General features: G+C 65.6%; 10 protein-coding genes and 1 pseudogene. 7 read left to right on the forward strand and 4 right to left on the reverse strand.

What is annotated here, in order from left to right; translation table 11 throughout:
• Positions 1 to 83: 83 nt before the first annotated feature.
• The 3 genes from I6F21_RS09225 to I6F21_RS09235 form a co-directional block, all read right to left on the reverse strand.
• Entirely contained in the window at positions 84 to 1,589 is a 1,506-nt protein-coding gene (locus tag I6F21_RS09225; RefSeq protein ID WP_074447682.1) for a D-alanyl-D-alanine carboxypeptidase family protein, read from the reverse strand.
• Positions 1,590 to 1,778: 189 nt separating this feature from the next.
• Positions 1,779 to 3,575 (reverse strand): glucan ABC transporter ATP-binding protein/ permease, encoded by a 1,797-nt coding sequence (locus I6F21_RS09230; protein WP_057028254.1) that lies wholly within the window; start codon positions 3,573 to 3,575, stop codon positions 1,779 to 1,781.
• Between the two features lie 82 nt (positions 3,576 to 3,657).
• Positions 3,658 to 4,707 (reverse strand): ABC transporter substrate-binding protein, encoded by a 1,050-nt coding sequence (locus tag I6F21_RS09235; protein WP_225183055.1) that lies wholly within the window; start codon positions 4,705 to 4,707, stop codon positions 3,658 to 3,660.
• Between the two features lie 227 nt (positions 4,708 to 4,934).
• On the opposite strand from I6F21_RS09235, the gene I6F21_RS09240 reads away from it, so the two are divergent.
• The 7 genes from I6F21_RS09240 (at position 4,935) to I6F21_RS09270 (ending at position 10,519) form a co-directional block, all read left to right on the forward strand.
• Positions 4,935 to 5,294: a hypothetical protein gene (locus tag I6F21_RS09240; RefSeq protein WP_057028252.1), complete on the forward strand. Its 360-nt coding sequence runs from the start codon at positions 4,935 to 4,937 to the stop codon at positions 5,292 to 5,294.
• A gap of 117 nt (positions 5,295 to 5,411) precedes the next feature.
• On the forward strand, positions 5,412 to 5,816 hold the full coding sequence (gene hisE, locus I6F21_RS09245; RefSeq protein ID WP_057028251.1) for a phosphoribosyl-ATP diphosphatase: 405 nt from the start codon (positions 5,412 to 5,414) through the stop codon (positions 5,814 to 5,816).
• A gap of 46 nt (positions 5,817 to 5,862) precedes the next feature.
• Positions 5,863 to 6,465 carry a YqaA family protein gene (locus I6F21_RS09250; protein ID WP_081492862.1) on the forward strand — a complete coding sequence of 201 codons (603 nt, stop codon included), beginning with the start codon at positions 5,863 to 5,865 and terminating at the stop codon, positions 6,463 to 6,465.
• A 47-nt stretch (positions 6,466 to 6,512) separates the two neighbouring features.
• Positions 6,513 to 7,052: a hypothetical protein gene (locus I6F21_RS09255; protein ID WP_035997543.1), complete on the forward strand. Its 540-nt coding sequence runs from the start codon at positions 6,513 to 6,515 to the stop codon at positions 7,050 to 7,052.
• Positions 7,053 to 7,082: 30 nt separating this feature from the next.
• Positions 7,083 to 8,483, forward strand: coding sequence for an aspartate ammonia-lyase (locus I6F21_RS09260; protein ID WP_035997546.1), 1,401 nt, complete (start codon positions 7,083 to 7,085; stop codon positions 8,481 to 8,483).
• Positions 8,484 to 8,754: 271 nt separating this feature from the next.
• Entirely contained in the window at positions 8,755 to 9,723 is a 969-nt protein-coding gene (locus I6F21_RS09265; RefSeq protein WP_225183056.1) for a nitronate monooxygenase family protein, read from the forward strand.
• Between the two features lie 22 nt (positions 9,724 to 9,745).
• Positions 9,746 to 10,519 carry a thioesterase family protein gene (locus I6F21_RS09270; protein ID WP_225183057.1) on the forward strand — a complete coding sequence of 258 codons (774 nt, stop codon included), beginning with the start codon at positions 9,746 to 9,748 and terminating at the stop codon, positions 10,517 to 10,519.
• 374 nt (positions 10,520 to 10,893) lie between these two features.
• Here I6F21_RS09270 and I6F21_RS09275 read toward each other — a convergent pair.
• Positions 10,894 to 12,455 (reverse strand): annotated as a pseudogene (locus tag I6F21_RS09275) (AMP-binding protein).
• Positions 12,456 to 12,502: the final 47 nt, after the last annotated feature.

Raw genomic sequence — 12,502 nt, forward strand, 5'->3', positions numbered from 1 at the left:
GGTCGGGCCGTCGCTACTGGAATCGTCGCAAAACGGTGCTGCCGCAGGTGCGAAGCGGGGCTGCGGTTTAGTGCCGAGCGGCGTTAACTGTTGTTGGCCGGCTTGGCCGCGGCGGGAGGCTTCGTCGCCGCGGGGGTCGTCGCTGCCTTGGGCTTGGCGGGCTTCGCCGCCTGATCGCCGCCGGCCGAAGGCTTCTCGGCGGGCTTCGCCACCGCATCCGGCTTGGTCGCGGCATGCTTGGCGCCAGCCGGCTTGGTTGCGGCCGGTTGGGGCGTGGCCGGCTTGGCCGCCTTGCCGTCAGTCGGCTTGGCATCCGGCTTGGCCGCCGCGGTCTTGGTGTCCTTGGGCTTATCGGCCGGCTTGTCGGCGGCGTCTGGCTTCTTGGCGACGCGCGGCTTCTTGGCGCGCGGCTTGGACGCGGCCTGCTGGTCGGCATCGGCTGCCACAGCGGCAATCAGGGCGGTGCCGGTGCGGGTCGGGCCGGTATAGACCAGCACGGGCTCGGTCGGCGCCGCAGCCGAGGCCATCAGCTCGGAAGCTTTCATCAGCGGCGGCTGCAGGCCTGCCGTGAAGAAGGTGAACTGGGCCGCGCCGCCGGTGGCGGAGCCCGATCCGGTCGCGCCGCCACTGGCCGCAATCAGCGCATCGTCGTCGTCGCTGGCCGGCCGCTTGCGGTTGGGCCCGCACATCTCGTCGCGCAGGTTCGGCGGCGTGGCATCGACCGGCACGAGATTGTCGACCGTGCCGAGCGAGGGGCGCAGCCAGGTGAGGTTGTCCGGAGCGAAGCCACGCTCCAGCAGCTGCGCCGCCTTCACCGCGCGTGCCGTGCCGGAGTTTGCACCGAGCACCACCGCGATCAGCCGGCGGCCGTTGCGCGTGGCCGAGGCGACGAGGTTGTAGCCGGAGGCGCAGATGAAGCCGGTCTTGAACCCGTCGGCGCCGGGATAGCGGCCGATCAGCTTGTTGAAATTGCCGGTGACGCGCTTGCCGAAGCGGATCGCCGGGATATGCATGTAGTACTCGTATTCCGGCAGGTCGCGCAGGAAAGACCGCGCCAAGATGCCGAGGTCGCGCGCAGAGGTGATCTGGCCTTCGGCGGGCAGGCCGTTTGGATTGACATAGCTCGTCTGCGCCATGCCGAGCTTCCTCGCGGTGTCGTTCATCACCGCGGAGAAGCCGTCGACCGAGCCGCTGACGCCTTCGGCGAGCACCACGGCCATGTCGTTCGCCGACTTGACCATCATCATCTTCAGCGCGTTGTCGACGGTGACTTGGGTTCCCGGGCGGAACCCCATCTTCGATGGCGATTGCGAGGCCGCGGTCGGCGACACCGTGAGCAGCGTGTCAAGCGTCAGCCTGCCGTCCTTGACCGCCTTCAGCGTCACATAGGCGGTCATGATCTTGGTGACGGAGGCCGGGTACCAGGGAAGGGTCGCGTTTTCGGCCTGCAGCACCTTGCCGCTGTCGGCCTCGATCAGCAGGAGCGCTTCGGCGCTCGCCGTGCGCGGCGCGAGCATCGCGGCACAGGCGAGCGTCGCAGCGAACAGGTTGAACAGGGATTTGCGAAGCAGCGGGCGAAGGGCGTGCACTATCCGATTCCGGTCCTTGGAGATCCGCCTGATACGGCCGGTTCTCGTGATCTGATTGTCGGTTCTGAAATCCAGCGCCGCCGCTTGCGGCGTCGCAAACCTATACCGGCTGGTGCGTCGAGAATAGGGGGATCGGCGCGGTATTCCGCAACGAAGTAGGCCGAATTTCGACGGTCCTCTCGGGACTTGCTAGGGGGATTTGGCAGCTGTCGCGGCAGCCTCGGCGGCCGTCACGCTGGCCCGTGCGTTCTCCTGCACCATGAACTGGGCCTTGGCCATCTCGGCAAAATGGCCGCCTTTGGCCACGAGTTCATCGAAAGTTCCGGTTTCGATCACCCGTCCATTCTCGAACACCAGGATCCGCGTGGCGTTGCGGATGGTGGAGAGGCGATGGGCGATCACGAAGGTGGTGCGGCCCCTCATCACTTCGTCGAGAGCGGCGTTCACCTTGACCTCGGTGACCGCGTCGAGCGCGGAGGTCGCCTCGTCCAGGATCAGGATCGGCGGGTCCTTCAGCAGGGCGCGGGCGATCGAGAGCCGCTGCCGTTCGCCGCCGGAGAGCATGCGGCCGCGCTCGCCGGCATTGGTCTCGAAGCCGCCGCTGCGTTCGATGAATTCCAGCGCCTGCGCGCGCTCCGCCGCCTTACGCATCTCGGCCTCGGTCGCATCCGGCTTGCCGACGCGCAAGTTCTCCGCGATCGAGCGGTTGAACAGCAGCGCTTCCTGGAACACGACACCGATGTTCCGCCGCAGCGAGGTCAACGTGACGCCGCGCACGTCCATGCCGTCGATCTTGATGACGCCGGATTGCGGATCGAAGGCCCGGTGCAGGAGCGCAATCGCGGTGGACTTGCCGGCCCCGGTCGGGCCGACCAGCGCAATGGTCTGGCCCGGCAGCGCGGTGAAGGTGAGGTCCTCGATCGCCGGCCGCTTGCCGTCATAGGAGAACGTGACGTCGTTGAACTCGACGAGGCCCGACAGCCTGCCGGCATCGATTGCGTCGGGCCGGTCGTGCACCGCGGGCACGGCGTCGAGCACATTGAAGAACTCGCGCAGCCGCGGAGCTTCCATGAACACGTTGTTGATGAAGCTGACCACCTGCTCGAGCTTCTGGATCAGCAGCGTCGCGAAGCTCACGAACATCACGATCTCGCCGACCGAGGTCAGGCCCTGGTCGTGCAACGCGATGCCGAGGGTGAAGATCGCGAGCACCGTGATGGTGGTGGAGGCGCGCGTGATCACCGTGACCAGCGCCCACCACGACAACACCGGCATCTGCGCGGCCAGCAGCTCGTCGGCGACCGAGCGCAGCCCCTTGACCTCGGATTCGACGCGCACGAAGCTCTGCACCAGCGCGACGTTGCCGAGCGCATCAGACGCGCGCGCGGAGAGCTCGCTGTAGTGCTCCTCGACCGCCATCTGCATGCCGAAGGTCCTGCGCACCACGAAGGTGGTCAGCGCCGTGAAGACGATGCAGAGCACGAACAAGAGGATCGCCAGCCGCCAGTTCAGGTAGAGCGACAACGGCAGCAGCACCAGGACCGAAAGGATCGCGGCAAAATGCTCGCGGAAAAAGCCGAGCCACAGCCGCCACAGCGCGTCCGTGCCGTTGAGCATGACCTTCATCAGCCGGCCGGAATGGGTGCCGGAGTGAAAGGTCAACGGCAGCTGCAGGATGTGCTCGAAATAGTCGGTCAGCACCGCCTGGCGCTGGCGATGCGAGAGCCGGTCGGCCTGCAAGGCCACCAGCGCGCTGCAGACGATGGTGAACAGTCCGAACGCGACCCAGGCGACCAGGAACGGCCAGGCCGAGCTCGAGCCGGCCACGGTCTTGCCCGAGAGCACGTCGACGATCCGGCCGAACAGCACGGGCTCGGCGAACTGCGATCCCGCCAGCAGGAGGTTGGCGACCGCGAGCAGCCAGCCCAGCCGCGCCTCCTTGCCGAGCAGCTCGAGAACGCGGGTGTAGAGACGGAGGATGGACATGTGGGCGAGGGACTCGGCGACGAGGGAGCCCACATTCTAAGCAGGGACCGCCGCGAGATACAGCGCAAGCTTTCAGTTTTACTCAGTTGATCAGCCGCTCTGCCCGCGGCGGCAGGAACTGGCCGTCGAAGACGTCGCGAGCCGTCGGCCGTTTGCGGAATTTGAAGTCCCGCGCGATCTGATCAATCGAACGTTCCAGGCGCGCCGGCTCGACGCCGCCGAGGCCGTAGCGCTTGACCTCGTCGGTCAGGATATTGTCGGCAAGGACCGCGTGCAGGCGCTTCAGCTCCAAATTGCGGTCGCCGTCCTCGATGCGGCTCGCGGCCTCCTCCGCCGCACGCGCCGGCTCCCTGGCCGTCGCGGTGATGCCCGCGATCAAGGCGCGGACGAAGCCTTTCACGGCATCCGGCTTCGCTGCGGCGAAGGCGGTGTTGGCGACCACGGCAAAGCCGTAGGCCTCACAGCCGTAGTCCGCATAGCGCAGCACGACGAGATCGGCTTCGGGTACGCCGCGATCGCGCAGGTTCACCGCCGAGAGATAGCTGAACCCGGCGACGGCATCGACCTGTCCTGCGGACAGGATCGGCTCGCGCACCGCGGCACTGATCTTGTGGAATTTGACGTGCGATGCCTTGATGCCGTTCTGCTGCGCCAGCGCCGGCCACAGTCGCATCGACAGATCGCCGTCGGCAACGCCGACGGTCTTGCCGTCGAGGTCGGGTAGGAGACGGATGCCGCGGCTTTTGCGCGCGACGATCGCGTAAGGCGCGCGGTCGAACAGCACGAACACGGCCTTGACCGGCGCCGCGACGTCCTTGTCACGAAAGCGTATCAGCTCGTTGATGTCGACGAGCGCGAGCTCGCTGTCGCCTTTGGCGAGCCGTGCGAGCGCCTCTGGCGATCCGCTCGCGCTGTTGAAGGACACGTTGAGATGCTCGGCGCCGAACCTGCCGTCCTTCGCCGCAAGGAAGAATGGCGCCATGCTCGCATCGATGGGACGGTCGAAGGTGAAATGGATGGCGGTCGAGGGAGTGCCGCTCTCGGCCGCAATTGCTTCGCGCACGGTCGATGCGGCGAACGAGATTGCAAGGGCCAGCAGGCACTGAACGGCGATCGTCTTGAATCCGGACATCGGTCGCGCCGGCCCCGCAATGTTATGGTTTCGTGACGCTTGGCAAGCGCCGGCCCGCGACGAACGTGCGCGCGCGAACATGAACGGCGGATGAGCGGGCTTGCGGCATCGTTACGCAACCCCGTTCAGCTTGTGTTGGGGTTGGGGAACCTACTTAGGTGGTGAGTGTTTGACAGATATCAGCCTGTCGTCAGGCACAATCCGAGGTCCCAAGGAGGGTCCAGATCATGTTTGACAGCCTTTCGAAGTTCGTCGGCCGCAAGGCCGTTCTGGCCACGGCCGCCGTGGTGGCCCTGACTGCCGCTGCACCCACCGCCTCTTACGCGGGCGGTCGTCATTGGCATGGCGGTGGCGGCGGCGCCGCTGCTGCCGCGATGTTCGGCCTCGCCGCGACCGGCCTCGCGATCGCAGCCAGCCGCAATGCCTACGCCTATGATCCGGGTCCGGTTTACTATTACGAGGGCGGCCCGGCCTATTACGGCGGCCCCGGCTATGGTTCCTATTATTACGACTCGGGCCGCCGCTACACCTATGGCGGCTACAAGAACCCCTGCGCCCACGGCTATTCCGGCTACAGCTGCTATTGAGGGATCGGCTATTCTGATCGACGAACAGGCCGTCGCGCTTGCCGCGGCGGCCTGTTTTTTGCTTACATTGCCGCGTGTTAACACGCCGGCCATTTGTTTCGAGTAGTTTTGCGTACCATGAGTGATTCGCTTGAGCGGCTATATCTGGCTGTGCTCGCGGCCAGAGACCTTGATCCGGCAACATCGCGCACGGCCCGGCTGTTTCAGCGTGGGCCCTCAAAAATGGCAAAGAAGCTCGCCGAAGAGGCCATCGAAGTCGTCATCGATGCGGTCAATGGCGATAGCGAGGCCGTGATCCGGGAAAGCGCCGACCTGCTCTACAATCTCACCGTGCTGTGGGCTTCGGCCGGAGTACGCCCCGAGGACGTCTGGCGGGAAATGACGCGGCGGGAGGACATGCTCGGAATTGCCGAGAAACTGCCGAAGTCGCCGGCGAAATTGCCCAAAGTCGCGTCACCGCGCATGGCCTCGCGGCGGCCTATTGTCGCGCTCGACGGCCGTGCCGCGCGCAAGCGCCACTAGAAACGTCACAAATCGCTCAAAAACTGGCGATGGACAAATCCGTCCCATGGTGCTTCATCGCGGCGCCATGCTGAAACGAATGTACGACTGGTGCATCGACGCCGCCCACAAGCCCTATGCGCTCTGGATCATGGGCATCGTGTCCTTCGCCGAAAGCTCCTTCTTTCCGGTCCCGCCGGATGTGATGCTGATTCCGATGTCCCTGGCGCGGCCGCAGCGCGCCTGGTTCTATGCCGCGATCTGCACCGTGACCTCGGTGCTCGGCGGCGTCGTCGGCTACGCCATCGGCGCGCTGCTGTTCGACTCGGTCGGCCAGTGGCTGATCCAGGTCTACGGCCTCGCCGACAAGGTTGACGCCTTCCGCGCCTCCTATGCGGAATGGGGTGCGGTCATCATCCTGCTCAAAGGACTGACGCCGATCCCCTACAAGCTCGTCACCATCACCTCGGGCTTTGCCGGCTACAACATCCTCCTGTTCGTCCTGTGCTCGATCGTCGCGCGCGGCGGACGCTTCTTCGTCGTCGCGATCCTGCTCAACCGCTACGGTGACTGGATCCGGGTCAGGATCGAGCGGCATCTCGGATTGTGGGTCGCGCTCGGCGCGATCGTGCTGGTGCTCGGCTTCGTTATCGCCATCAAGCTGATCTAGAGCCGCGGCGCTTTGCCGCCGCGCCGGCTTCGGCTACGGTTGTCGTCATGATGGTTCGATCCGGCAATCCGGCGGCACGGCATGGGACGCTGATGTCGACAGCGCTGCTGCTGCTGCTCGCTGCCGGAGGGACGGCCCGGCCGCAATCCGCCCCGCCGGCGCTCGGCCTTCAGCAGCAGGGAGCGCAGGCCGGCCCGTCGCCATCGACGCCCGCTCCCTCGGCGCCGCCGGCGCGCGAGGAGAATCCCGGGCTGATCAACGAAATGGGCAAGCTGTTCGACAAGCTGCCTTCGATCCTGCCGCCGATCAAAAGCCCCAGTGAAACCATGGACGACCTGTCGCGGCTGGCCAAGCCTTCGACCATGGTGTCGGGGCGCGTGATCTGCCCGGTCTCTGCGAACGGCGCGCCCGACTGCAAGCAGGCGGCCGACCAGCTCTGCCAGGGCAAGGGCTACAAGGAAGGCAAGAGCCTGAACGCCGACTCCGCGGAAAAATGCTCGGCCAAGGTCCTGATCCCGGGCCGGCAACGTAAACCGGACGACTGCCGCACCGACACTTTCGTGACCAGCGCGCTGTGCCAGAACTGAAGGCCGGCGCGCGAGAACCAAGGAGCGCCCATGAGCCGCACGGAGCAGGACTTCCTCGGACAGCGTGAGATCGCCGACGACATCTATTACGGCGTCCAGACCATCCGGGGTAAGGAGAACTTCCACATCACCGGCATTCCGATGAACCAGGAGCCTTACTTCGTGAAGGCGCTCGGTTACGTCAAGAAGGCCGCCGCGATGGCCAATCGCGACCTCGGCGCGATCGACGCCAAGGTCGCGGACGCCATCATCCTCGGCTGCGACCGCGTCATCGCGGGCGACATGATGGATCAGTTCGTCACCGATTTCATCCAGGGCGGTGCCGGCACGTCGACCAACATGAACGCCAACGAGGTGATCGCGAACCTCGCGCTGGAATCGCTCGGCTTTGCCAAGGGCGACTACCAGCACGTCAGTCCGAACGATCACGTCAATTACGGCCAGTCCACCAACGACACCTATCCGACCGCCTTTCGGCTGGCCCTGATCCTGCGGCTCGAGAGCTACATGACGGCGTTGCGTCAGCTCCAGGAAGCCTTCTTCGCCAAGGGACGCGAGTTCGAGCGGGTGCTGAAGATGGGCCGCACGCATCTGCAGGACGCGGTGCCGATGTCGCTCGGCGCGGAATTCCGGGGCTGGGGCACCACGATCGGCGAGGAGGTCGACCGCATCTCGGAAGCGCGCGCGCTGCTGCGCGAGATCAATCTCGGCGCCACCGCGATCGGCACCTCCGTCACGGCGGCGGTCGGTTATCCCAAGCTCGCCGTCCGGCACCTCAGCGCGCTCACAGGCGTCGATTTCATCCTCGCCGGCGATCTCGTCGAGGCGACCTCGGACACCGGCGCCTATGTGCAGCTCTCCGGCGTTCTCAAGCGCACGGCCAGCAAGCTGACGAAAATCTGCAACGACATCCGTCTGCTCGCTTCCGGTCCGCGCGCGGGCTTGAACGAGATCAACCTGCCGCAGCTTCAGCCGGGCTCCTCGATCATGCCCGGTAAGGTCAATCCGGTCATTCCCGAAGTCGTCAACCAGACCAGCTTCCTCGTCATCGGCCTCGATACCACGGTGACGCTGGCGGCAAGCGCCGGCCAGCTCCAGCTCAACGTGATGGAGCCGGTGATCTCGTTCGCGCTGTTCTTCTCGATCCGCACCATGGAGCGCGCGGTCAACAGCCTGCGCGAGAATTGCGTCGTCGGCATCACCGCCAACGAGGAGCACACCCGCAACATGGTGCTGAACTCGCTCGGCATCGTCACGGTGCTGAAGCCGCTGCTCGGCTACAAGCAATGCGCCGAGATCGCGCGCGAAGGCTACAAGACCGGCAAGTCGCTGCACCAGATCGTCGTGACCGAACGCAAGCTGCTGACGCAGGAGAAGTGGGACGAGATGTTCTCGTTCGAGCGGCTGATCAACCCGGATTTGATCGGGTAGGCGGTCGCTGTCATTCCGGGGCGCGCGAAGCGCGAGCCCGGAATCCATTTCGCCACGCGTGCTGACGCCCGATGGATTCTCTGATGCGCAATCGCGCATCATAGCTGGACGCTCCGCCTCGTCCCGGAATGACGGGTGAGGAATTCCGCTGCTTGGAATTGCGGCAATGGCCTCCGCTGCGGCGCCAAAACGCAATACTTGACAGTGGAAAGATTGCCTTGTTGGTATGGCTCCCAACTTCAATTTGACCGGCTGAGAGGATCGTACCGCAATGTCCATGCCTGCCTTGTTCAAGGGGCGCCTGTCGATCCCCGTGATCGGCTCGCCGCTCTTCATCATCTCGGTGCCCGATCTCGTGATCGCGCAGTGCAAGGCGGGTGTGGTCGGCTCGTTTCCGGCGCTGAATGCGCGGCCGCCGGAGCTGCTGGACGAATGGCTGGCGCGGATCACCGAAGAGCTCGCGGCCTATGACCGCGCTAATCCCGACAGGCCGTCGGCGCCGTTCGCGGTCAACCAGATCGTGCACAAGTCGAACAACCGGCTCGACCACGACATGCAGCTCTGCGCCAAGTACAAGGTGCCGATGATCATCTCCTCGCTCGGCGCCCGCGAGGAGCTGAACCAGGCCGTGCACGGCTGGGGCGGCATCGTCTTCCACGATGTGATCAACCAGAAATTCGCGCACAAGGCGATCGAGAAGGGCGCCGACGGCCTGATCCTGGTCGCGGCCGGCGCCGGCGGCCATGCCGGCACCATCTCGCCGCTGGCCTTCGTGGCCGAGACACGAAAATGGTTCGACGGTCCGATCGCGCTGTCGGGTGCGATCGGCAACGGCAAGGCGATCCGCGCCGCGCGCATCCTGGGGGCCGACTTCGCCTATATCGGTTCGGCCTTCATCGCGACCAAGGAGGCCAATGCGGTCGAGAAGTACAAGGAGATGATCGCGGGCTCGAGCGCCGACGACATCGTCTATTCCAATCTCTTCACCGGCGTGCACGGCAATTATCTGAAGCCCTCGATCCTGGCGGCGGGCATGGACCCCGAAAATCTGCCGACGTCCGATCCCTCCAAGATGAACTTCGGCACCGACGCCTCCGGCGAGCGCGCCAAGCCGAAGGCCTGGAAGGAGATCTGGGGAAGCGGCCAGGGCATCGGCAGCATCGACAAGGTCGTGCCGGCGGCCGAGCTGATCGCGCGCTTCAAGAAGGAATACGACGAAGCGATCGATCCGCCGTTGTGATCGCACCCAGATCGAGTGCTGCATGCCCCCCATTTACCGCGTCGACGGCAACGACGTCGTCACCAGCCCCGATGCAGCCGGCCCCTGGGACCGGCGCATGCAGCACGGCTCGGCACCGGCATCGCTGGTGACATGGGCGGCTGAGCGCATCCCTGCGGCGGTGCCGATGGATGTCGCGCGCGTGACCATCGATCTGATGCGCCCGGTACCGGTGGCGCCGCTCACGATCGCCACCGAAATCTTGCGCGAGGGCCGCAAGATCCAGCTCTGCGGGATCAAGCTGCTCGCCGACGGCGTGCAGGTGGTCGGCGCCACCGTGCTCAAGATCAGGCGCCAGGCGCTGACGCTGCCCGACGAGGTCGAGGAACTTCCGGTCACGTTGCCGTCGCCGGAGGATTCATTGGTCGAGGACGGTCACGCCGCCAACAGCCCGTTCGTGCGATCGGTCTCGATGCGCGCCGCGCGCGGCCGCTTCGGCCAGGCCGGCGCCGGCGCGATCTGGTTTCGTGTCGACCATCCGCTGATCGAAGGCGAGGCCGTCTCGCAGGCGATGCGCGCCGTGGTCGCCGCCGATTTCTCCAACGGCACCGCCTCGACGCTCGACTTCCGTGCCTGGACCTACATCAACGCCGACCTCACCGTGAGCTTTGCACGCCAGCCGGTCGGCGAGTGGATCCTGCTCGACGGCGATTCCTGGATCGGCCCCGACGGCGCGGGCCTTGCGATGTCACGCCTCGCCGACCGCCAAGGCTATTTCGGCCGCGCGGTGCAGAGCCTCGTGATCGAGAAGCGGTGAGAGGCGCTATGTGCGATCAGCCGGGCGATGACACCGATCGTGTGAGAGCTCTCTCGCGTATCGCGGGATTGAACGGCAGACTTCCGCCGCCGCGGAAGGGATGCAAGGTCGTGTTCGACCAGGGCATCCTGCCAGTTCACACACCGTAGAAGATCTTGATCCCCCACAGCACCACGATGATGGCCGTGATCAACGTGATCGCGGCGACTGCACTTTCCAGGGAAGCGACTCTCATTTCACTCTCCGCTTCCCAGCCCCGTCAGCGGTCTAGTTGATTCCCTGATTCGCCGGCAATTGCGCGGGCATCGCCGTCGCAGACTCCGTTGCGGGCTGTGGTGCCGAAGCAACAACGACACCGTAGAATTCCGGAGTATTTACCCCACCATCCGGTCTCGCCCGCTCCAAAAGCCCGCGCGCAGCGCCTTCTTGTCGACCTTGCCGACGCCGGTCATCGGCAATTGCTTGACGAACTGGATCTGCTTGGGCGCATGCGCCGAGCCCTTCCGCGTCTTCACCAGGTTGATCAGCTCGTCCGGATCGGGGTTCGTCCCTTCGCGCGGGACGACGATGGCGGTGACGGCTTCGCCCCATTTCTCGTCGGGAATGCCGACGACCGCGACCATCGCCACGTCCGCGTGCTGCGACAGCACGTCCTCGACCTCGCGGGGGAAGATGTTGAAGCCGCCTGTGACGATCATGTCCTTCTTGCGGTCGAGGATGAACATGTAGCCGCGCTCGTCCTGACGCGCGATGTCGCCGGTGTGGACCCAGCCGTTCTTCAGCGTCTCGGCGGTGATATCGGGCCGCTTCCAGTACTCCGCCATCACATGCGGCGCGCGCACGCAGATCTCGCCGGCCTCGCCCGTCTTCACCTCCTGGTCGTTGTCGTCGAGGATCTTGACCTCGCAGGCCGCGATCGGGAAGCCGCAGGACAGTAACAGCTCCGGCCGCTGGGGATCGTGGTCGGCCTTGCGCAGCACCGAGACGGGATAGCATTCGGTCTGCCCGTAGAGCTGCGAGAACACAGGGCCGATGCGTTCGATGCCCTCCAGCAGTCGGCTCGGCGACATCGCGGAGGCGCCATAGAGCACGAGCTCGAGCGAGGAGAGGTCGGTCTTGCCGAGCGCGGGCTGATCGAGCAGCACATAGATCATGGTCGGAACGAACAGCGTGAAGTTGATGCGCTCGCGTGCGATCGTTGACAGCACGGCTTCGGGATCGAAGCCTTTCAGCATGTGCACGGTGCCGCCGCGCATCAGGGTCGGCAGCACCTTCGTGCCCGCGACATGGCTGATCGGCGCGACCGTGAGGTAGCGCGCAGCCTCGGGAATCTCGAAGTCGGCCAGGATCGCGCCGGCGGCGCCGGCATTTTCGCGGTGATAGCGCAGCGCGCCCTTGGATTTTCCGGTGGTGCCGCCGGTGTAGTTCAGTGTGGCGAGATCGTCGGAGCCGGCGAGGCACTGTGCGCTGGCGTGCCCCGCACTCTCGACCGCCGCCAGCAGATCGACGCCGTAGCCGGCCGGTCCCATGTTGAAGACCGCCTTGAGCCGGCCGGCCTTCGCGGCGAGCTCGCCGCCGCGGTCGCGGAAGGCGGCCGCATCCACCACCAGCATCTCGGCTTCGGAATCCTCGAGCTGAAACAGCTGGCCTCCAGCGAGCCCAGAGGGTGGAGCCAGGTGATGCAGAGGCGGGCCAATTGGGCGGCGACGCCGGCGCACCAGCTGTCGGCGCGGTTCGCGGTGAGGAAGGCTACGCGGGCGCCGGGCTCCAAGCCGAGCCGCATGAACACGCCCTGGATCCGTCCGATCAGGTCGATGGCACCCCGATAGCTCAGCGATCCCTCGGGCCAGGCGAAAGCAATGCGGTCGGGATAGCGCGACAGCGCCCGTAGCGTCTGCGCACAAGCCGGGGATGATGCGTGGAGCGGATCAGGCATATGTTTCCTCGTTGCTTTGTCACCGGCTTATGGCGTGCCAATGTTGC

The sequence above is a fragment of the Bradyrhizobium sp. NBAIM03 genome (genome assembly GCF_020194055.1).
GTDB classification, from domain to species: Bacteria; Pseudomonadota; Alphaproteobacteria; order Rhizobiales; family Xanthobacteraceae; genus Bradyrhizobium; species Bradyrhizobium yuanmingense.

Excerpts from the sequence above, each read along its gene's own strand:
- I6F21_RS09230 (WP_057028254.1), bottom strand. The coding sequence starts at position 3,575 with ATGTCCATCCTCCGTCTCTACACCCGCGTTCTCGAGCTGCTCGGCAAG.
- I6F21_RS09235 (WP_225183055.1), bottom strand. The coding sequence starts at position 4,707 with ATGTCCGGATTCAAGACGATCGCCGTTCAGTGCCTGCTGGCCCTTGCA.
- I6F21_RS09240 (WP_057028252.1), top strand. The coding sequence starts at position 4,935 with ATGTTTGACAGCCTTTCGAAGTTCGTCGGCCGCAAGGCCGTTCTGGCC.
- hisE (WP_057028251.1), top strand. The coding sequence starts at position 5,412 with ATGAGTGATTCGCTTGAGCGGCTATATCTGGCTGTGCTCGCGGCCAGA.
- I6F21_RS09250 (WP_081492862.1), top strand. The coding sequence starts at position 5,863 with ATGGTGCTTCATCGCGGCGCCATGCTGAAACGAATGTACGACTGGTGC.
- I6F21_RS09255 (WP_035997543.1), top strand. The coding sequence starts at position 6,513 with ATGATGGTTCGATCCGGCAATCCGGCGGCACGGCATGGGACGCTGATG.
- I6F21_RS09260 (WP_035997546.1), top strand. The coding sequence starts at position 7,083 with ATGAGCCGCACGGAGCAGGACTTCCTCGGACAGCGTGAGATCGCCGAC.
- I6F21_RS09265 (WP_225183056.1), top strand. The coding sequence starts at position 8,755 with ATGTCCATGCCTGCCTTGTTCAAGGGGCGCCTGTCGATCCCCGTGATC.
- I6F21_RS09270 (WP_225183057.1), top strand. The coding sequence starts at position 9,746 with ATGCCCCCCATTTACCGCGTCGACGGCAACGACGTCGTCACCAGCCCC.